Raw genomic sequence first — 21080 nt, forward strand, 5'->3', positions numbered from 1 at the left:
GCACCTCTGGGATGAAAGGAGAAGACATCTATGGGCAAGCATTTTGCGGCTCAACGGCATGAAAGCGTAGGAAACGGGGAAAAAGCGGGGTTGAAAGCCATTGGGGCGTTTTCCTCCGTATTTTTAGGGGTTTGTTCACTGGCGATCGGTAACGTCAACGCGGCGGAAACCAAGAGCAACGAAACCTACCAGGACGCGGAAACGCTGCTGGTCACCGGTGAGAAGATCAAACGTTCCATTTTCGACACCGGCTCTAGCGTGCAGGTGTTCGACAGCAACCGCATCGCCTCGATGCCCGACGCGGTGCAGATCCCCGATCTGCTGCGCATGACCCCCAACGTGGTGGATCTGGGCATCGGCAACGAACTCCCGACCGTGCGCGGCATCGACGGTTCCGGCCCGAACGTCGGCGCCAACGCCTTCCTCAGCGGCACCCGCCCGCGCCTCAATCTGTCGTTGGACGGCCGTTCGCTGACCTATAACGAACAGGCGTTCGGCCCACAGTCGCTGTGGGATCTGGATCGCGTCGAAGTGTTCCTCGGCCCGCAAAGCTATATTCAGGGGCGCAACGCCATCGCCGGCGCCATCGTCATGGCCAGTAAAGATCCGACCTTCGAATGGGAAAGCGCCTTCAAGGGCGGGGCCGGCAACCAGCACTCTTCACAGCTGGCGGCCATGGCGTCCGGCCCGCTGGTGGAAGATCAGCTGGCGTTCCGCGTCAGCGTCGATCGCCAGCGCCGCCGCAGCGAGGCTGACCTGCCGGCCTATGCGCCGGTGGGCGATCCGCGTGAAGTGGAAGCCACCACCGCCCGCGCCAAGCTGTTGTTCAACCCGGCCGGCCTGCGCGACCTGACCACCAAGCTGACCTTTAACCACTTCGGCAGCACCGCGCCACAGAACGAAAGCCTCAACCCGCAGCCGCACCCGACCAATCCGCGCCACGATCCGCGCCGCGCCGTGTTCAAAAGCAACATGAACAGCACCATCTGGGATCTGGCCTGGGAGGCCTCCGATGCGCTGACGTTTGAAAACCGCGTTATCTACACCGACTTCAACATCAACCGTCCGACGGCTTACAATATCCAGTACGCCGAGATCGACGGCCAGGAAGTTCACGTAGAGCCGGTGGTGCGCTTCGGCGGCGCGGACAGCCGCCTGCACGGGCTGGCGGGGCTGCGTTACTTCCACGGCACGCAGGATGAGTTCGTCAACATCTTCGGCGGATCGACCTTCAAGGATAAAACCGATACCCATTCGGCGTTCGCCGAGCTGACCTATGCGCTGACGCCGCAGGTGGACGTGACCGCCGCCAGCCGTCTGGAACGCGAACACCGTCGCCGCGATGGCGGCAGCCAGGCGGTGCGCATCGACTTTGATGAAACCTATACCGTGTTTCTACCGAAGCTGGACGTGGCCTGGAAACCGACGGATACCCAAACCTACGGTGCCAAGATCGCGCGCGGCTATAACGCTGGCGGCGGCGGCATCACGATCGGCACGCCGGTGGTCAGCTACACCTACGGTTCCGAGTACGTGTGGAACTACGAGCTGTACACCCGCCACCATCTGAAAGACGCCAACGTGGTGCTGACCGCTAACGTCTTCTACAACGATTACAAAGATATGCAGCTGCCGTACTCGTTGGGTGAGAACTCCAGCGTGATCCGTAACGCCGACAAGGTGGAAACCTACGGCGCGGAAATCGGCGCCACCTGGCAGCCGCGTTGGGACTTCGAACTGTTCGGCAACCTCGGCCTGCTGAAAACCGACATCAAGAAGTTCTCGGGCAGCGGCGTGGAAGGGCATGAGCTGGCGCGCGCACCGGCTTACACCGCCAACATGGGTGCTAAATATCAGTTCTTGAAAGGGTGGGAGCTGAGCAGCAACGTGGCGTTTACCGACTCCTACTATTCGCAATACGACAACGATTCGCGCGGGCGCATCGGCTCCTATTGGACGGCCAACGCCCAGCTGGCTTACACCTTCGACTACGGTCGCGCCACGCTGTATGCGAAAAACCTGTTTGATTCAGACCGCCGCGAGATGGTCAGAAGCAACGACATCTACACGGCGACTCTCCAGCGAGGCCGTCTGGTCGGCGCAGCAGTTGAGCTGAATTTCTAACGCTATCGCGATGACGGGGGACGAATGTCCCCCGTTTCATGCGTCATCCCGGCACGGCCGGGCAAAGGAGATAACGCAGTGATCGGTGATTTTGACAGCATTCTGAGCGATGAAGAGGCCCAGCGGCTGGAGAGCGCCTTTCAGGCGCTGGGCGCGGCGTCGGTGAACGGCGATCGGCCGGTAAGCGAAGCCGAAGAGCGGGCGTGGTTCGCCCATCTGCAACAGGGTGACGCTCGCGGGCAGCGGGCGCTGGCCTGGCGCCTGACGGGGGACGTGGATATCGCCCAACTGACGGCGGCGCTGCAGGCGTTGGTGCGGGAAACGCCGGGCGTGGACGTGCATTACGTTTTTGATGACGAAAACGGTCTTGAGAAACGCCCCGCCGGCTCGGCGCCGTTGCCGGTGAGCCTTCGTCAGGTGGTGGACGAACCACACGCCATGGGTTGCCTGCTGCAAGCGCAGGCAACGCCGTTTGAGCTTGAAAACGAAGCGCCGCTGCGCTGCCTGCTGTTGCTCACGCCGGGCGATGCGGTGATTTTGGGCGTGGTCTTGCATGACATCCTGGCGGAAACGCTGCCGTGGCGCCACCTGCCGGCGATGCTGTCCGCCCGTTATAACGGGGATGTGATGCCTCTGCCTTTCGCGGTGGAACCGGTCGAGCTGGCGGAAACCTCGGAGCCGCAGCTGCCGTGGGTGCGCCAGGCGGTCTCGCTGCAGGATTATCGCAGCCCGGCGCGGCGCGCTGATGCGTTGCTGCCGGTGGGCTCGCGCGTGGTCACGCGCATTGATCGCTCGCTGTTGCCCGCCAACGACACGCCGCGGGCCTTGCTGGCGGCGGTGGCGGCACGGTTTGCCGAATTCGTCGCCGCGCAGGCCGGCGGCCAAGCGGTGCAGCTGTGCGTGCCGGCGGCGGAGACGGCGGAGTGCGTCGGCCTGGAGCTGGGCCTGACGGCGCCGCCGCTGATGCGTCTGACCGTGCAGCATGGCGAGAGCGACGTCGGGCAGAGGCTGCTGGCGCAGGCCGTGGCTGAACAGCCGGACCCGCAACGGGCGCAACTGCTGGTGGCCTGGCGCGACGATCTGGCCGCAGAGTGGCGGCTGGAAGGCGTTCACGCCGAACGCCTGTTGCTGCCGCCGCTGCATACGCCGTTCGAACTGGCGCTGCTGCTGGGCTTGCCGGAAGCGGAAGCGCTGACGCTCGAGCTGGTCACCGACCCGCGCCTGTCTCCCCATGTGGCACCTTTCTTGCTGGAGCAGTTCAGCGCCTTCCTGGCCGGGCAGCGGATTGCCGTCGCACTGCCGGCGGCTGAGGCCGATTCCCCGGCGATGGCCGCGCCGGCGGCGAACGGCGACGCGGACGAAAGCGTTGCACCGCTGATTTTGCAGGAGTTCCGTGAGGCGCTGGTGGCGCCGGAAATGACCCTGGATGAAGACTTCTTCGATCGCGGCGGCCATTCGCTGGTCGCCACCCGGGTGATCGGTCGCTTGCTGAGCCTGCATCAGATCGAAATCAACATTAACGATCTGTTCAGCCATCCGACGGCGCGCGGGTTGGCGGGCTACGCCAAACGCCTGAACGTCGCGCAGCCGAATGCCGCGGTGGCCACCGCCGACGATCATGATCGCGCGCAGGCGCCGCTGTCGCTGGCGCAGGAATCGCTGTGGAAGGTGTATGAAGCCTTCGGCCATGACGAGATTTTCAACCTGCCGTTCTCTCTGCGCTTCTTCGATGCAGTAGACGAAACGGCGCTGCGTCAGGCGTTTATCGACGTCATGACTCGCCATACCGTGCTGCGTTCACGCTTCGTCGAGCAGCAGGGAGAGGTGGTACAGGTGGTGGTGCCGGCCGCCGAACTCTCGGATTACTCGTGGTTCCGCTTCTCCAACGAAACGCCGGCGGGCAACGCCGCCGCCCTGTTGGCCGACGCCGGCCAGCACCGGTTCGATCTGGCCGCCGAGCTGCCGCTGCGCGCCACGCTGCTGCGCGATGCGGACAACGGCCAGCAGCTGCTGTCGCTATTGTTCCACCATGTGGTGCTGGATGAATGGTCGCTCAACCTGATGATGGATGAGCTGGGCGTCGCCTATCGCCATCGCGTCGTCGGCCAGGCGCCGCAGTGGAGTGGGCAACCACCGCAGTTCCACACCTTCGCCCGTCAGCAGCGGGCCTCCGGGGTGCAGCAGCAACATCTGGACTACTGGCTCGATGCGCTGCGCGGCGCACCGGTCGGCCAGCCGATCTTCCGACAAGAAGCATCCACCCACCCGGCGGTGCCGGCACCGGCGGACGTCAACGGCGGCTGGCTGGAGTTCGAGGTCGATCCTGCCGTGGCGGAAGGCCTGTATCAGCTTGCCCGCCGTAACAACGCTTCGCTGTTCAACGTGGTGTATGCCGGGATTACCTCGGCGCTGCGCCTGCTCGGCGGCCCGGCGGATCTGCTGGTGGGCACCTCGACCTCCGGTCGTAACGACGCCGAGTTCTTCGATACCGTCGGCTACTTCACCACCGTGGTGGTGCACCGCGTGCGCTTCGACGAAGGGCTGACGGTGGCCGGGTTGGTCAGCCAGGTGAAAAACACCATCAACGGCTCGCTGCCGTACACCGACATTCCGATCGATCTGGTGGAGGAAGGGCTGTTCGGCGTGGACGCCGACCGCAAGAACCACATGTTCGAAGTGTTCATCCAAATCCACAGCCGCATCAAGCTGAACGGCGAGTTCCGGCTGCAGGACGGCAGCGCGATCGCCTACCGTCAGGTGGAGCCGGAGAAAGCCGAATCGTTGCTCGGCCTGCAGTTTGAGGTGATGGAAGACGATCTGGCCGGGAAGAAATCCCTGCGGGTGATGATGACCTACCGCCAGGACCACTACAGCCGGGAGCAGGCCAATCTGATCGCCGACGGCGTTCAGCACGTCTTTACCCAGTTTGCGCAGCACATCGCTGGCGATATCGCTCTGGCGGCGCTGCCGCCCGGGCCGCAGGCATGACGTTGTTTCACTCTAACCGAAAGCATGATTTTCAAGGAGATAAAAGGATGTCTGGAACCCTAGCAACCCCGCGCGCGTTACTGTCGCTGCTGGTGGCGGCCTCTCTGGTGGTCGCCGGCGCCGCGCAGGCCGACGATGCCGGCATCAAACCGCAGGACATCAAGCGCGAGGCGCTGTCGTCGACGGTGGTGGAGATGGCCTACAGCACCTCGCAACAGGCGCTGTTCGTCAGCGCACCAGACTGGAAGGAAGAGGCGCGCTCCCGCGTGCTGCGGCTGGATCCCAACACCCTGGCGATCAAAGCGGAGATCCCGCTGCAGGTGAAAGGCTTCGGCGTGGCGCTGAACGATGCGGGCAATCGCCTATACCTGACGCAGGCCTTCAACGGCGAAGTCGGGGTGGTGGACACCACCACCAACCACGCGCTGGGCAGCATCAAGCTGCTGGACAAAGCGGTGCTGGAGCAGGCTTACAAGCAGGCGGGCATCAGCGGCAAGCGCCTGGATTTCCTGTTGGCGGAGCTGAAGAAATTCAAAATCACCGAGGACTACCTGTACCGCCTCCGCGAGCTCAAGTATGACGCGCAAAGCGGCCGTCTGTTCCTGCCGGGCCTGGGCTTCGGCGTCGACAGCGTGCTGTACGTGGTCGATACCAAGGCCGGCAAGCTGGAGAAAGTGATCCCGGGCTTCGGCTACAACGCGGTGGGCATCACGCTGGATGAGAAGGGCCGTCGGGTATTCGTCTCCAACATGCAGGGGCAGGTGATCACCCTGAACGCCGACACGCTGGCGATCACCGCCACGCACGAAGTACAGGCCGATCAGCTGCTGAACCTGGTGTATGATCCGGCGAGCAATCGCCTGTTGGGCGTCGATCAGGGCATCGATCGCGACGACTACCGCAACCATCATCTGGGGCACGACTACGTGAAGCGCAGCAGCGGCCATCGGGTGTTTGCGCTGGATGCGGACAGCGGCAAGGTGCTGGCCAGCGAGCTGACGGATGAGGTGCCGATCGGCCTGCTGCTCGACGAGCGCAGCCAGCGGCTGTATGTCGCCAACCGCAAAGGCGTGCGTGTGGATCATGGCGCCGGGACGCTGACGGTGTTCGACGCCAAGACGCTCAAGCGCCTGCAAACCGTAGACCTGCCGCCGCACCCTAACAGCCTGGCGTTGGATCCGAAAGGCGACGCGCTGTTCGTGACGGTGAAAAACGACGGCGCTTCCACCAAGGCCGGCAAGCCGGAAAGCGTGGTGCGTATTCAGCTGCATACCAGGTAACGAAAAAGCGAAAATAAAAAGGGGCGCCGCGGCGCCCCTTTGTTATTGGGACCATGTCATCAGAAGTGGGTGTTGATGCTCATGTAGTAGGTACGGCCCGGTTCGTTGTAGGTGGCCGCGCCCGCGCCGGCGATGTTAATCGCGCCGGTGTTCGGATCGCCCACGTTCTGCGCGTTGCCGGCGCGGAACTGGCGTTTGTCGAACAGGTTGTCGATGCCGGCGGTGAGGCTGACGTTTTTGGTCAGGTCATAGGTCGCGCTGGCGCCGACGACGGCATAAGGGCTGACCTCGCGGGTTTCGCCGCCGGTGGCCGGTTTACCCTGGTAGTTGTACTTCTTCGGCTTCTGACGGCCGTACCAGGTCAGGGTGGACTGCATCGACAGATCCTGCGTGGCCTGCCAGCTGAGGGTCGAGTTGACGGTGAACTTCGGGATCACCGACAGGTAATCGCCGGTGGTCTTGTTCTTGTTCTCGATCATGTAGGTGGCGTTGTTGCTCCAGGTGACGGTCTCGCTGACCGGCACGTTCAACGAGCCTTCCAGCCCTTGTACCACCGCTTTCGGTACGTTTTCCCACTGATAGACCGCCGTGCCGGTGCTGCTGGTGGCGATGCGAGAGTTACCCGCCTCAATCTTGTTGTGGTAATCGTTGCGGAAGTAGGTCACGCCGGCCAGCCAGCCTTCGTTATGGAATTCCAGCCCGATCTCTTTGTTGACGCTGGTTTCCGCTTTCAGATCGTCGTTGCCCAGCAGGTAGCAGCCGTTTTTGGTATCGCTGCCGGCACATCCCTGGCCTTTGCTGTACAGCAGGTAGTTGCCGTTGGTCTGGAACAGCGTCGGGGCTTTATAGGAACGCGCGATGCCCATCTTCAGCGTGAAGTAGTCGCCCAGTTCCTGCGACAGGTTTAGCGCCGGGCTCCAGTTGTTGCCGGATTCGGAATGCAGATCGTAACGCAGGCCCGGCGTCAGCATGGTGGTGTCGGTCAGCTCGATATTGTCTTCGGCGAACAGCGAGAAGATATGCGCGGAAGCGTAAGGGCTGCGCGTACCGGTAGTCATGCCGGGAATGGTGCCGCCCATCAGCGTTTGGCTGGTGGACGTGCCGTCTTTCATCCGCTGCTGGGTCCACTCGGTACCCAGCGTGGCGGTCTGGGCGACGCCCAGTTCAAACGGCACGCTGACTTCGCTGTGCGCCAGGAAGTCGTCCAGTTTGGTGGTGCCGAACCCGGTGTTTTTGGTGTCGAAGATGCCTTCGGTGCCGCCGGCCAGCCCTTCGTTCAGGCGGGTGTTGCGGGTGCGTTCAAACTGAACGTAGTTGTTGGTGCTCACGCCGTTGTCCCAGGCGCCGCGGTGGGTCAGGCCGAAGGTTTCACGGTAGATGCGGTTGGTCTCTTCGCCGTAGTTGCTCTGCACCAGGGCGTTGGTGTTGGTGTTCTGGGTATCGCCGGCGTACAGGTTGCCCTGGCGGCCGTAAGCGTACTCGAACTCCAGCGACTGCAGATGGGCGAAGTCCCAGTGCAGCAAGGCGTCGATGTTTTTATCGACTACCCCTTCGCGCCCGGCCGGGACGCTGTTGGCGTAGGCGCCGACGCGTTCGGACTTGTGTGATTCGTTAATGTCCCAGGCATCGGCCTGCGTTTTGCTGTAGCCGCCGAACAGGCGGAAGCTCAGGGAATCGCTCAGCGGGCCGGACAGGCTGAAGTCGGTGCGCTTGGTGGCACCCTCCTGCTTGTGCTGCGGCACGTTGAAGTAGCCGTTCAGCGAGCCGTGCAGCGCATCGCCGGCCTTCTTGGTGATGATGTTGACCACGCCGCCCGCGGCGCCGTTGCCGTAGCGCGCTGCGGCAGGGCCGCGCAGCACTTCGATGCGCTCGATCATTTCCGGCGGCACCCAGGCGGTATCGCCGCGCGAGTCGCGCTCGCCGCGCCAGCCCTGGCGCACCGAGTTGCGGCTGGAGGCCGGCTTGCCGTCGATCAGAATCAGGGTGTTTTCCGGGCCCATGCCGCGGATATCGATCTGGCGGTTGTTGCCACGCTGGCCGCTGGTGGAGTTGCCGGTCAGGTTAACCCCGGGCATGGTGCGGATCAGTTCGCTGATGTCGCGCGCCGGCGGGCGTTTTTGGATCTCGTCGGCGGTGATGGTGGACACCCCCGGTGCCTGCAGGTTCTGCCGGGCGGCGGTCACCACGATGGTGTCTTCGCCGCGCGGTTTTTTATCCACTGCGCCGCTGTTTTCTTCCGTGGTGGGGGTGTCGGTCTGCTGTGCGGCGTTGGCGAACGCGGACGCGCCCAATCCCAAGCCGATAAGAGTGGCTAAAGAATAACGTGATAGCTTGCTTTTCATTTGAGTGTCCTACCTTGCTGCCATCCCTCGCCGAACGGGGGGAAGGGCGGTTGTAGTTTTTGTGTAGTCGGAAATAGAAAATCGGCTGCGGCAAGGGATGCCATTGATATATCCCCGATCCCTGTCCGTTGCGCGCAATACCAGCACGATCTCCAAGCCTTACACACTATTGCAAATGCAAATTATTATCAATAGTATTTGGCGTACAGTGCGTTCGGGCGGTGGCCGGCGATAGGGAAAAGTCGACGTTCCCGGTGCCGCCAACTACAAAATGGGTAGGCGTTGTGAATACAGAACTACAGTCAGAAAGCAGCAGATTATTGGCCAGCAGCAATGCGGGCAGTCCAGGGTGGTGGTTGACGGTGGCACGGCGCGGTACGCCATGGGTAGAACCGGCGGGTAACGGCCGCTGGCGAACCACCTTTTTCTGGCGCGATCCTCAGGGATGCGAATTGACCTCCGCCTACCGTCGCGTGTGGATCAACATTAACTGCCTGACCGACCATCATCAGCCGAATCCGCCGCAAAGCCTGCAGCGTTTGGCCGGCACCGACGTGTGGTACTGGCAGACCGAGCTGAGCGGCGCCTGGCGCGGCAGCTACTGCTTTATCCCCTGCTTTGACGAGCGGCCGCCGGCGTTCAGCGGCGACGATGCGCACGCCAACATGCACAACCTGCGCCACTGGTGGCATCAGGTGTTCGCCAGCGCCACCCCCGATTTGCTCAACCCGTATCGCTCCTGGCAAAGCGCCAGCGGCCACAGCGTCTCCGGCCTGCACATGCCGGATGCGCCGCCGCAGCCGGTATGGCGCTCGTTCGACGAGTACGAGATCGCCAGCGGGCGCTGCACGCCGCCGTTGCCGGCGCGTTTGCAGCGCCATACCTGGCAGAGCGAACGCCTGGGCAACAGCCGCGATGTCTGGATCTACACGACAGGCGACAGCAAGCCGGCCGAGCGTCCGTTGGCTATCCTGCTCGACGGCCAGTTCTGGGCGAAGCAGATGCCGGTCTGGGAGCCGCTGATGCAACTGACCCGCGAGGGGGCGTTGCCGGAAGCGGTGTATGTGCTGATCGACATCATCGATCTGCCGCACCGGGCGCGAGAATTAACCTGCAAGGACGATTTCTGGCTGGCGGTGCAGGAAGAACTGATGCCGCAGCTGGCCGACTGGGCGCCGCACAGCGACAAACCGGCCGATACGGTGGTGGCGGGGCAAAGCTTTGGCGGTCTGGCCTCCCTGTATGCCGGGCTGCGCTGGCCGCAGCGTTTCGGCGCGGTGATCACCCAGTCCGGTTCCTATTGGTGGCCGCGGCGCGACATGCTGCAGCTGCCGAGCATTCCCGACGACGCCTGCTGGCTGATGCAGCAGGTAGAACGGCACGGCTTGGGCAACCACGGCGCGCTGAAGGTATTTATGGAAGCCGGTTCGCAGGAAAAGCTGGTGCACCGGGTCAGCGGCGAAATGGCGGCGCGCCTGAGCGACGCCGGCCATCGGGTGCACTACCGGGTGGTGGAAGGCGGGCACGACGCGCTGTGCTGGCGCAGTGGCCTGACCGACGGGCTGCAGGCGGTCTGGGCCTCCGCTTTCGCCACCGCTTACCCGGCATCGGCGACGGCACGAGGAACACATGATGGAAAGCCTGAATCCGTTCGATGATCCACAGCAGCGCAGCCTGGTGCTGCGCAACGTACAACAACAATACAGTTTGTGGCCGGATTTCCGCGCCATTCCGTCCGATTGGACGATCGTCTTCGGCCCGGCGGCGCACACCGCGTGCGCCGAATGGCTGGAACAGCATTGGCAAGACATTTTGCCGGTCGCAGCACGCGAGGCGTGACCGGCGCCAGGTAATCACGGGAGCAATAAGCAGTGTCACACACCCCTAACTCTCTCAGCGGCCCGGCGCTTGCGGGCGAATGGCCGCTGGTCGCGGCGCAACCCGGCATCTGGGTCGCCGATCAAATTTCTCCACATCGCAATGCCTACGCGGTGGCCCACGCCATCGAACTCAACGGCCCCATTGCCGTAGAGCCTCTGCTGCAGGCCATCATCCAGGGCCTGGGCGAGGTGGATATGCTGCGCCTGCGTTTTGCGGAACGCGACGGCGTGCCGGTGCAATGGCTGGACGACGCGCTGTCGGTGCACGAGCCGGAACTCGTCGATCTGACGACGTCGCCGGATCCCGAAGCCGCCGCGCGCGCGCTGATGGACATCGATCTGGCGAGCGATCTGCGCGCCGGCAGCGGCGCGCCGCTGTATCGCCATGTGGTGATGCGTCTGGCGGATGATCGCTGGTTCTGGTATCAGCGCTATCACCATCTGCTGGTGGACGGTTTCAGCTTCACCGCCATCGCTCGCCGCGTGGCGGCGATTTACACCCATCTTTGCCGCGGCGACGCGCTGGAACCGACGCCTTTCACGGCGTTCAGCGACGTGGTGGCGGAATACCAGGCTTACCGGGAGGCGCCGGCCTGGCAGCGCGACGCCGATTTCTGGCTCGAAAAAGCGCGGCAGCTGCCGCCGCCGGCCACGCTCTGCCCGCAGCCGCTGGCCGGGCAAACCCCCACGCCGCGCATCCATCGATTGGAACAGCGCTGCGATCCGCAGGCCTTCGCCGAACTGGTGCAGTGCGGTGCGCAGCAGAAGCTGAACGCCGCCGATATGGCGGTGGCGCTGGTGGCGCTGTGGGTATCGCGCCTGAGCGGCCAACCGAGCTTCAGTGCCGGTTTTATCTTCATGCGCCGCACCGGATCGGCCGCCCTGTGCGCCGCCGGCCCGGTGATCAACGTGCTGCCGATGGAGATGCATCTCGAGCCGCAGGCCACGCTGTATGAGGCAGCCACTCGCATCAGCCGCGAGCTGAAAACGGTGCGCCGCCATCAGCGCTACGACGCCGAGCAGGTGCAGCGCGATCTGGGGCGCATCGGCGACGGTGAACCGCTGTACGGCACGGTCTTCAACTTCAAAATGTTCGATTACCAGTTGGACTTCGCCGGTATCGAAGGCATCACCCACGATCTGGCCTCCGGGCCGGTGCGCGATCTGGAGATTGCGCTGTTTATCGACGAACACCATCAGCTGAAGGTGGAGCTGCTGGCCAACGCCGAGCGTTACAGCCGCCAGGAACTGCAGGCGCATTTGCAGCGGTTGCCGCTGCTGCTGGCGCAGTTCGCCGCGCAGGCAACGTTGCCGATCGGCGAAGCCGATATGCTGACCGCCGACGATCACGCGCTGCTGGCGCGGGTCAACGACACGGCGCACCCGGTGCCGGCGACCACGCTGAGCCAGCTGCTGGCGCAGCAGGCGCAAACCACGCCGGACGCACCGGCGCTGGCGGATGCGCATTTCAGCTTTACCTACCGCGAAACGCGCGAGCAGGTTACGGCGCTGGCGCGCGAGCTGGTGGCGCAGGGCGTGCGGCCGGGCGACATTGTGGCAGTGGCGCTGCCGCGTTCGGTGTTCCTGTCGCTGGCGTTGATGGCGATCGTGGAAGCGGGCGCCGCCTATCTGCCGCTGGACACCGGTTATCCGGACGAGCGGCTGGCGATGATGCTGGAAGACGCCGCGCCGCGGCTGGTCATCACCAACCCGGCGCAGCAGGCGCGTTTCGCCGACAAGGGCGAAATCTTGCTGTATGACGCGCCGCTGGCGGCCGATCACGCCGCCGAGGTGGCGATCGCGGGCCCGACGCCGGACCATGCGGCCTATATCATCTTTACCTCCGGCTCCACCGGGCGCCCGAAAGGCGTGTTGGTCGGCCATCAGGCGATCGTCAACCGCCTGCTGTGGATGCAGCACCAGTATCCGCTGGGAGCGGACGACGCGGTGCTGCAGAAAACGCCGTGCAGTTTCGACGTCTCGGTGTGGGAATTCTTCTGGCCGCTGATGGTCGGCGCCCGGCTGGTGATGGCGCCGCCGGAGGCGCATCGCGATCCGCAGCAGCTGCAACAGCTGATCGCGCAACACCGCATTACCACGCTGCACTTCGTGCCGTCGATGCTGGCGGCTTTTGTGGCCGCCCTGGACGACGACGCGGCGGTGGCGAACTGCGCCGCGTTGCGCCAGGTGTTCTGCAGCGGCGAAGCGCTGCCGGCGGAGCTGTGCCGCCTGTGGCAAAGCCGCACGGCGGTGCCGTTGCACAACCTCTACGGCCCGACCGAAGCGGCGGTGGATGTGACCTGGCATCCGGCCTACGGCGACGCGCTGGCGAAGGTGACCGGCGCCAACGTGCCGATCGGCCTGCCGGTGTGGAACACCGGGCTGCGCATTCTTGACGCGCGCCTGCGGCCGGTACCGCCGGGCGTGGCGGGCGATCTGTATCTGACCGGCGTGCAGCTGGCGCACGGCTACCTTGGCCGGCCGGATCTGACCGCCAGCCGCTTTGTCGCCGATCCGTTCGGCGAGGGCGGGCGCATGTACCGCACCGGCGACGTGGCGCGCTGGCTGCCGGACGGTGCGGTGGAATATTTGGGCCGCAGCGACGATCAGCTGAAGATCCGCGGGCAGCGTATCGAGCTGAGCGAAATCGACCACGCCTTGCTGTCGCTGCCGGGCGTGCGCCAGGCGGTGACGCACGCGCTGGTGCTGCAGGGCACGCCGGTGGACGCCGGCGGCGATGCGCGCCAACTGGTGGGTTATCTGGTGATGCAGCCCGGCGCGAGCTGGGATGCGGAAGCCCTGCGTGCGGCGCTGGCCGACCGCCTGCCGCCGCACATGGTGCCGGTGGCGCTGGTGGAAATGAGCGATTTGCCGCTGAGCGCCAACGGCAAGCTGGATCGCAAGGCCTTGCCGCAGCCGCAGGGCGGTGAACGCAAGGCAGGACGGCCGCCGCAGGCCGGGCTGGAAAGCGAGATCGCGGCGGTATTCGCCCGTTTGCTGCAGCGCGAGCAGGTGTTCGCCGACGACGATTTCTTCGCGCTCGGCGGCCATTCGCTGCTGGCGATGCGGCTGGCGGCGGAGCTGCGCCGCGATCTGGGCAAGGCGGTGTCCGTCGGCCAGGTGATGGTGGCGTCGCGCGTCGAGCAGCTGGCCGCCTTGCTGGCGGAAGATCGCACGCAGGAAGAGGCCGATCGCAGCGGCTTCGACAGCGTATTGCCGCTGCGCGTCACCGAGGGGCCGACGCTGTTCTGTCTGCACCCGGCGTCCGGTTTCTCCTGGCAGTTCAGCGTATTGCCGCGCTATCTCGATCAGCACTGGTCGCTGGTCGGTATCCAGTCACCGCGGCCGGACGGCCCGTTGGCGCTGAGCGAAGATATGGATCAGGTGGTGGATGCCCACCTGCAGACGGTGTTGCAGGTACAGCCGCATGGGCCGTACCACTTCATCGGCTACTCGCTGGGCGGCACGCTGGCGCAGGGCATCGCCGCCCGGCTGCAGGCGCGCGGCGAGCAGGTGGCGTTCCTTGGCCTGCTGGATACCTATCCGCCGGAGACCCAAAACTGGGACGTGATGCTGGACGACAACGTGTTGAAGGAAGTGCAGCGCGAGCGCGAGCAGTTCCTGGCGGTGTCGCAGGATACGCTCGATCCGGCGCTGGGCGAGACGCGCACCGCGATGTTCGACAACATCGAGGCCAACTACGCCGATTCGGTGCGGTTGCTGTCGCACACGCGCACCGCCCGTTTCCTCGGCCAGGCGACGCTGTTCGTCGCCAAACGCACATTGCAGGAAGGAATGGACGTGCATCAGACCTGGTCGCAGTACGTCGATGCGCTGCAGGTGCACGAGCTGGACTGCGCGCATGTCGATATCGTTTCGCCGGCGTCGTTCAAAGTGTTGGGGCCGCTGCTGAACCGGATCTTGCGCACGCTGTAATCGCGCCGTTATCTCGCCGCCAGGCACGGGGATGACCCCGCGTGTGGCGGCGTTTCTTGCGGTCGCTCACAGTTGAATATCAATGAGTTTTATTATCATTATTGATTTCGTCATCTGTGCTAGCATAGCGCCCCGCAACTGCAGAATCCCCGTTTAAAGATGTGGTGAACAACCGATGAGTAGCAAACCCTCCATCCTGCTTGATTTTAGCCTGCTGAAAACCAACCGGGCTTTCCGCGCGGTATTCTGCGCGCGCTTTATCTCCATTGTGGCGCTGGGGCTGATGGCGATCGCCATCCCGGTGCAGATCCAGGCGCTGACCGGTTCCACCCTGCAGGTGGGGCTGGCGGTGACGCTGGCCGGCGGCGGCATGTTCGCCGGGCTGCTGATGGGGGGCGTATTGGCCGATCGCTATGAGCGGCGCCGGCTGATCCTGTTCGCGCGTTCTACCTGCGGCGTCGGCTTCGTCGGCCTGTGCCTCAACGCCCTGTTGCCGTCGCCTTCGCTGGCGGCCATTTATCTGCTGGCGGTGTGGGACGGCTTCTTCGGCGCGGTGGGGGTGACGGCGCTGCTGGCGGCCACGCCGGCGCTGGTGGGCCGCGAAAACATCGTGCAGGCGGGCGCCATCAGCATGCTGACGGTGCGCTTCGGCTCGATTCTTTCCCCGGCGATTGGCGGTCTGGTGATCGCCCATATGGGCATTGCCTGGAACTACGGCCTGGCGGCGTTTGGCACCCTGTTGACGCTGCTGCCGCTGCTGAGCCTGCCGCAGCTGATGCCGCCGCCGCAGCCGCGTGAACATCCGCTGCGCGCGCTGGCGGGCGGCTTCGCCTTCCTGTTCCAGAACAAGGTGATCGGCATGGTGGCGCTGATCGGCGCGCTGCTGACCATGGCCAGCGCAGTGCGCGTGCTGTACCCGGCGATGGCGGAAAGCTGGCACATCGACGCTGCCCACCTCGGCTATATGTACGCCGCCGTGCCGCTCGGCGCGGCCATCGGTGCGTTCACCAGCGGGCGCGTGGCGCACGTGGCGCGCCCCGGCTGGGTGATGCTGCTGACAGCGATCGCGGCGTTCGCCGCCATTGGCATGTTCGGCCTGATGCCGTGGTACAGCCTGGCGTTGCTGTGCCTGGTGGCGTTCGGCTACCTGAGCGCACTGAACTCGCTGCTGCAATACGGCCTGATCCAGAGCCTGACGCCGGACAACTTCCTCGGCCGCATCAACGGCCTGTGGACGGCGCAGAACGTGGTGGGCGATGCGCTGGGCGCGTTGCTGCTGGGGGCGATGGGCGCCTTCATGCTGCCGGCGATGAGCGCCAGCGGTTTCGGCTTCGGCGCGGCGCTGCTCGGCATCCTGTTGCTGTTCGCCATGACCGGTTTGCGCCAGGTGACGCTGCACAAACCGGAACCGCAGAACGAGGCGCAACCAGCCAGCGAAAAGTAACGTCATGCGCTAATGCGACGCTGTGGGATCAAATAGCAATGCTTATCATCGGCATGCGTAAAACCCACAGCGTTTATGTCATGATTTCGAAATGAAAGAAGTGCTTACGTTTATTGACATAGCAAATATCGGCGAGTAATTTAGCGCGGAATTAACTCAAATGATAATCATTATTATATTGGTTATCACTTCAAATCCTTGAGGGCGAAGCGATGGATACTGCCGTGAACGACATCAATCGAAAGGAAATGCAGGAGCGCGAAGAACACCGGTTCGCCGCTGATTTTTCTCCGGCGTCGGGCTTCTTCTTTACCTCCCCTTTCCGCAGCTTGACCACCACCGGTTGTTTCAGCCGCATTCGCCTGCCGGCCGCGGACGGCGCCGATCTGAACGGCGAGTTCCAGCGTAGCGTGCGGCAGGCGTTTACCGATGCCCGTCAGGCCGGCATCAAAAACCCGCTGCTGTGCGGCGCCATCCCGTTCGATACCCGGCAGCCTTCGGCGCTGTTTATTCCACAGCAGAGCCGCTGGTTCGATCGCGCCGCCTTTATGGCCGGCGTTCGGCCGGCGGCGAACGGCCCTGAACTGGCCGGCGTGACGGAGCTGCCGCCGCAGCAGCCGTTCATGAACATGGTCAGCGATGCCGTTGACGCGATGAAGGCCGGTGAGCTGGATAAAGTGGTGCTGTCGCGCCTGCTGGAGATCGAAACGCGTCAGCCGGTGGATCGCCATGCGCTGATGGCGCGCGTGATTGCCCAGAACCCGCACGGTTTCCATTTCCATGTGCCGCTGGAGCAGGGCGCGCTGTTGGGCGCCAGCCCAGAGCTGCTGTTGCGCCAGGACGGCGGCCGTTTCTATTCCAACCCGCTGGCCGGTTCCGCCCGGCGCGAGGCCGACCCGCAACGCGATCGCGAAGTGGGAGAGCGGCTGATGGCCTCGGCGAAAGATCGCCACGAGCATCGCATCGTCACCGAAAGCATGCGTGACGTGCTGGCCGGCCGCTGCCGCTACCTGAATGTGCCGCACACCCCCGAATTGTTGACCACCACGACGCTGTGGCACCTCTCCACGCCGATCGACGGCGAGGCGGCGTCTCCAGACGAAAATGCCCTGTCGCTGGCCTGCCTGCTGCACCCGACGCCGGCGCTGTGCGGCATGCCGACGGCCGAGGCGCACGCCCTGATCGGCAAGCTGGAGCCGTTCGATCGCGGCCTGTTCGGCGGCATCGTCGGCTGGTGCGACGACGAAGGCAACGGCGAGTGGGTAGTGACTATCCGCTGCGGCACCGTTGACGGCAACCGGGTGCGGCTGTTCGCCGGCGCCGGCATCGTGGAAGACTCTTCACCCGAATCTGAATGGCATGAAACAGGCACCAAACTCAGCACCATTCTGCGTGCCTTTGGTATGAATCAAGGATAACGACAAGATGAGCATTGCCTTTACCCCCTGGCCGGCGGAGTTCGCCAGCCGCTATCGCGAGCGCGGCTACTGGATTGACAAGCCGCTGACCGAAATTCTCGACCGCCAGGCCAACAACGACGCCCCGGCGATTATCGACGCCCAGGGCAGCCTGACTTACCGCGAGCTGCAGCAGCGCGCCGATCGCCTGGCGGCCGCTCTGCAGCGCCGCGGCGTGAAATCCGGCGACACCGCGCTGGTGCAGCTGGGCAACGTGGCGGAGTTCTATATCGTGTTCTTCGCGCTGCTGAAAATTGGCGTGGCGCCGGTCAACGCGCTGTTCAGCCACCAGCGCAGCGAGCTGAACGCCTATGCCGAGCAGATCAAGCCGGTGCTGCTGATCGCCGACCGCCAGCACGCGCTGTTTGCCGACGACCAATTCCTGAACGCGTTCCGCGATGCGCATCCTTCGCTGCGTGTCGTGGCGCTGCGTAGCCAGCCCGAGGGTGAGCTGGCGCTGGCCGCCTGGCTGGACGAAGCCAGCGACGGTTTCGTCGCGCGGCCTTCTGCGGCCGATCAGGTGGCGTTCTTCCAGCTTTCCGGCGGCAGCACCGGTACGCCGAAGCTGATCCCGCGTACCCACAACGACTACTACTACAGCATTCGCCGCAGCGTGGAGATCTGCCGTTTCGACGCGCAGACCCGCTATCTGTGCGCGCTGCCGGTGGCGCACAACTACCCGATGAGCTCGCCGGGCGTGCTGGGCGTGTTTTATGGCGCCGGGCTGGTGGTGTTCGCCGCCGATCCGGACGCCGGGCAGTGCTTCCGCCTGATCGAACAGCACCAAATCAACGTGACGGCGCTGGTGCCGCCGGCGGTCACGCTGTGGCTGCAGGCGATCGAAGAGTGGGGCGGCAATGCCCAGCTCGCCAGCCTGAAACTGCTGCAGGTGGGCGGCGCCAAATTGGGCGAGACGCTGGCAGCGCGCATTCAGAACGAAATCGGCTGCCAACTGCAGCAGGTGTTCGGTATGGCGGAAGGGCTGGTGAACTACACCCGGCTGGACGACGACGAACGCCACATCCTGGCGACGCAAGGGCGGCCGATGTCGCCGGACGACGAGGTGTGGGTGGCGGATGACGACGGCAATCCATTGCCGGCGGGCGAGGTCGGCCGGTTGATGACGCGCGGGCCTTATACCTTCCGCGGTTACTACCAGAGCCCGGCGCACAACGCCGATGCCTTCGACGCCGACGGTTTCTACTGCTCCGGCGATCTGATCAGCATCAGCGAAGACGGCTACATCACCGTGCAGGGGCGGCAGAAAGACCAGATCAACCGCGGCGGGGAAAAGATCGCCGCCGAGGAGATCGAGAACCTGCTGCTGCGTCATCCGGACGTGATCAACGCCGCGCTGGTGTCGATGCCGGACGCGCTGATGGGGGAGAAGAGCTGCGCCTATATTATCGCCAACGCGCCGCTGAAACCGGTGGTGCTACGCCGCCACCTGCGCGAGCAGGGCGTGGCGGACTTCAAACTGCCGGATCGTTTTATTCAGGTGGACAGCCTGCCGCTGACCCCGGTCGGCAAAGTGGACAAAAAACGGCTGCGCCAGCAGCTCGACGCGCAACTACAGACTCAGGCTCAGGGAGATTAATCGATGGCCATTCCAAAACTTAATGATTACGCGCTGCCGACGGCGGACGAACTGCCGCAAAATAAAGTCACCTGGCAGGTAGAACCGCAGCGCGCCGCGCTGCTGATCCACGACATGCAGCAGTATTTCCTCAATTTCTGGGGCGAAGACAGCGCGCTGATTAAACAGGTGGTGGAGAACATCGCCAGCCTGCGCCGCTACTGCAAACAGCAGGGCATTCCGGTGTTCTATACCGCGCAGCCGAACCAGCAGAGCGATGAAGATCGCGCGCTGTTGAACGACATGTGGGGGCCGGGCCTGAACAAACACCCCGAGCAGCAGGCGGTGACCGCCGCGCTGGCGCCGGACGAAAACGACACGGTGCTGGTGAAATGGCGCTACAGCGCCTTCCACCGCTCGCCGCTGCAGGAGATCCTGCAGGAGTCCGGCCGCGATCAGCTGATCATCTGCGGCGTGTATGCGCACATCGGCTGCCTGACCACCGCCATCGACGCCTTCATGCGCAACATCCAGCCGTTCATGGTGGCCGACGGCCTGGCGGATTTCTCGCGCGACGAACACCTGATGGCGCTGCGTTACACCGCCGGCCGCTGCGGCCGGGTAGTGACCACCGCGTCTCTGTTGCCGGCTGCCGGTATCGCCAGCATCGATGCGCTGCGTCAGCAGATCCTGCCGCTGTTGGACGAAGACAGCGAAGACATGGGCAACGATGAGAACCTGATCGATTACGGCCTGGATTCGGTGCGCATCATGGAGCTGGCGACCCGCTGGCGCAAGATCCGCGGCGACATCGACTTTATCGCGCTGGCGCGCAACCCGACCATCGACAGCTGGTGGGCGCTGCTTTCCGAAGAGAAAGCCTGATTTTAATAACGAGAGAGGGCGGCCGAGCGGCCGCCCCGTTGGCTCTATAAGGAGATTTTAATGAATACGTTGATCACCAAGGGAAAACGTGCGGCATTTCCGCTGATGCTGTTGTCCACGCTGCTGTTCTCCAACTCGCTGCTGGCGCAGACCGCGCCGGAAGTGCTGCGCAAGCCGGTTGGCAAGGGCGCCTATGAAATGGCCTACAGCCCGAGCGAGAACGCGCTCTACCTGGCAACGTCGCAGAGCCGCAAGCTGGACAAGGGCGGCATCGTTTACCGTCTGGATCCGACCACGCTGGACGTGACCCAAATTATCCATAACGACATCAAGCCGTTCGGCGCCGCCGTTAACGCCAAGACCGGCACGCTGTTCTTCGGCAACACCGTCAATAACTCGGTGACCGCCATCGACGCCAAGACCGGCGACGTGAAAGGCCGCCTGGTGCTGGACGCGCGCAAGCGTTCCGAGACCGTCAAGCCGCTGGCGCCGCGCGAACTGGTGGCGGATGCCGACAGCGATACCCTGTATATCACCGGGCTGGGTGAATCCAGCGTGGTGTGGGTGGTGGACGGCAAGGATCTGACCCTGCGCGCCACCGTGACCGACACCGGCAAATACGGCACCGGCCTGGCGCTGGACGCAGCCGCCAAACGCCTGTACGTCACCAACGCCGACGGCGAGCTGGTGACCATCGACACCCAATCCAATAAGGTGCTGTCGCGCAAGAAGCTGGATGAGTCCAAAGAGCACTTCTTCCTGAACATCAGCCTGGATACCGCTACCCATCGCGCGTTCATCACCGATTCCAAGCAGCCGCAGGTGCTGGTGGTGGATACCCGCAATGGCAACATCCTGAGCAAGATCGATGTGCCGGAATCGCTGGCGGTGCTGTTCAACCCGGCGCGCAATGAAGTTTACGTCACCCATCGCCAGGCGGGCGAAGTGAGCGTAATCGACGCCAAGAGCTACAAGGTGCTGAACACCATCAAGACGCCGACCCACCCGAACAGCCTGGCGCTGTCGCCGGACGGCCAGACGCTGTACGTCAGCGTCAAGCAGGCCTCCAGCCGCGAGAAAGAAGCCACCGCGCCGGACGATGTGATCCGCGTAGCGCTGAAATAATCCCACGCAGGGTAAGCGCACATCGAACAGGCGAAGCGGCGAC

General features: G+C 64.1%; 12 protein-coding genes. 11 read left to right on the plus strand and 1 reads right to left on the minus strand.

The features are described from left to right. Nucleotides 1-30 precede the first annotated feature (30 nt). The 3 genes from C9411_RS05100 to C9411_RS05110 all read left to right on the plus strand — a co-directional run bounded on the left by C9411_RS05100 (nucleotide 31) and on the right by C9411_RS05110 (nucleotide 6392). On the plus strand, nucleotides 31-2124 hold the full coding sequence (locus tag C9411_RS05100; RefSeq protein ID WP_063988408.1) for a TonB-dependent receptor: 2094 nt from the start codon (nucleotides 31-33) through the stop codon (nucleotides 2122-2124). 78 nt (nucleotides 2125-2202) lie between these two features. Continuing rightward, the gene (locus tag C9411_RS05105) at nucleotides 2203-5112 is read left to right on the plus strand and encodes a condensation domain-containing protein (protein ID WP_107226605.1); all 2910 of its coding nucleotides are present in this window, start codon (nucleotides 2203-2205) and stop codon (nucleotides 5110-5112) included. Between the two features lie 47 nt (nucleotides 5113-5159). Further along, nucleotides 5160-6392 (plus strand): YncE family protein, encoded by a 1233-nt coding sequence (locus C9411_RS05110; protein WP_063988410.1) that lies wholly within the window; start codon nucleotides 5160-5162, stop codon nucleotides 6390-6392. A gap of 59 nt (nucleotides 6393-6451) precedes the next feature. Here C9411_RS05110 and C9411_RS05115 read toward each other — a convergent pair whose 3' ends face one another. After that, nucleotides 6452-8734 (minus strand): TonB-dependent siderophore receptor, encoded by a 2283-nt coding sequence (locus tag C9411_RS05115; RefSeq protein WP_063988411.1) that lies wholly within the window; start codon nucleotides 8732-8734, stop codon nucleotides 6452-6454. 284 nt (nucleotides 8735-9018) lie between these two features. Between C9411_RS05115 and fes the strand changes: the two genes are divergently transcribed. From fes to C9411_RS05155, 8 genes are all read left to right on the plus strand, one after another. After that, a complete protein-coding gene (gene fes / locus C9411_RS05120; RefSeq protein ID WP_072265060.1) occupies nucleotides 9019-10392 on the plus strand; it encodes an enterochelin esterase in 1374 nt (457 codons plus the stop codon). Beyond that, nucleotides 10367-10573 (plus strand): MbtH family protein, encoded by a 207-nt coding sequence (locus tag C9411_RS05125; RefSeq protein ID WP_063988413.1) that lies wholly within the window; start codon nucleotides 10367-10369, stop codon nucleotides 10571-10573. The genes fes and C9411_RS05125 overlap by 26 nt, the downstream gene beginning before the upstream one ends. Before the next feature lie 32 nt (nucleotides 10574-10605). Continuing rightward, nucleotides 10606-14550 (plus strand): enterobactin synthase subunit F, encoded by a 3945-nt coding sequence (locus C9411_RS05130; RefSeq protein ID WP_107226606.1) that lies wholly within the window; start codon nucleotides 10606-10608, stop codon nucleotides 14548-14550. A gap of 175 nt (nucleotides 14551-14725) precedes the next feature. Continuing rightward, the gene (entS, locus tag C9411_RS05135) at nucleotides 14726-15994 is read left to right on the plus strand and encodes an enterobactin transporter EntS (RefSeq protein ID WP_107226607.1); all 1269 of its coding nucleotides are present in this window, start codon (nucleotides 14726-14728) and stop codon (nucleotides 15992-15994) included. 212 nt (nucleotides 15995-16206) lie between these two features. After that, the gene (locus C9411_RS05140) at nucleotides 16207-17412 is read left to right on the plus strand and encodes an isochorismate synthase (RefSeq protein ID WP_107226608.1); all 1206 of its coding nucleotides are present in this window, start codon (nucleotides 16207-16209) and stop codon (nucleotides 17410-17412) included. Between the two features lie 7 nt (nucleotides 17413-17419). Next, nucleotides 17420-19048 carry a (2,3-dihydroxybenzoyl)adenylate synthase gene (locus C9411_RS05145; RefSeq protein WP_107226609.1) on the plus strand — a complete coding sequence of 543 codons (1629 nt, stop codon included), beginning with the start codon at nucleotides 17420-17422 and terminating at the stop codon, nucleotides 19046-19048. 3 nt (nucleotides 19049-19051) lie between these two features. Further along, nucleotides 19052-19912: an isochorismatase gene (locus tag C9411_RS05150; protein WP_107226610.1), complete on the plus strand. Its 861-nt coding sequence runs from the start codon at nucleotides 19052-19054 to the stop codon at nucleotides 19910-19912. A 60-nt stretch (nucleotides 19913-19972) separates the two neighbouring features. Continuing rightward, nucleotides 19973-21037, plus strand: a complete 1065-nt coding sequence (locus C9411_RS05155) for a YncE family protein (RefSeq protein ID WP_060425210.1) — start codon at nucleotides 19973-19975, stop codon at nucleotides 21035-21037. Nucleotides 21038-21080: the final 43 nt, after the last annotated feature.

It is taken from the genome of Serratia sp. Nf2 (assembly GCF_003028435.1).
In the GTDB taxonomy this organism is placed as follows: Bacteria; Pseudomonadota; Gammaproteobacteria; order Enterobacterales; family Enterobacteriaceae; genus Serratia; species Serratia marcescens_L.

Excerpts from the sequence above, each read along its gene's own strand:
- C9411_RS05125 (WP_063988413.1), top strand. The coding sequence starts at position 10,367 with ATGGAAAGCCTGAATCCGTTCGATGATCCACAGCAGCGCAGCCTGGTG.
- entS (WP_107226607.1), top strand. The coding sequence starts at position 14,726 with ATGAGTAGCAAACCCTCCATCCTGCTTGATTTTAGCCTGCTGAAAACC.
- C9411_RS05155 (WP_060425210.1), top strand. The coding sequence starts at position 19,973 with ATGAATACGTTGATCACCAAGGGAAAACGTGCGGCATTTCCGCTGATG.
- C9411_RS05140 (WP_107226608.1), top strand. The coding sequence starts at position 16,207 with ATGGATACTGCCGTGAACGACATCAATCGAAAGGAAATGCAGGAGCGC.
- C9411_RS05115 (WP_063988411.1), bottom strand. The coding sequence starts at position 8,734 with ATGAAAAGCAAGCTATCACGTTATTCTTTAGCCACTCTTATCGGCTTG.
- C9411_RS05150 (WP_107226610.1), top strand. The coding sequence starts at position 19,052 with ATGGCCATTCCAAAACTTAATGATTACGCGCTGCCGACGGCGGACGAA.
- C9411_RS05100 (WP_063988408.1), top strand. The coding sequence starts at position 31 with ATGGGCAAGCATTTTGCGGCTCAACGGCATGAAAGCGTAGGAAACGGG.
- C9411_RS05145 (WP_107226609.1), top strand. The coding sequence starts at position 17,420 with ATGAGCATTGCCTTTACCCCCTGGCCGGCGGAGTTCGCCAGCCGCTAT.
- C9411_RS05110 (WP_063988410.1), top strand. The coding sequence starts at position 5,160 with ATGTCTGGAACCCTAGCAACCCCGCGCGCGTTACTGTCGCTGCTGGTG.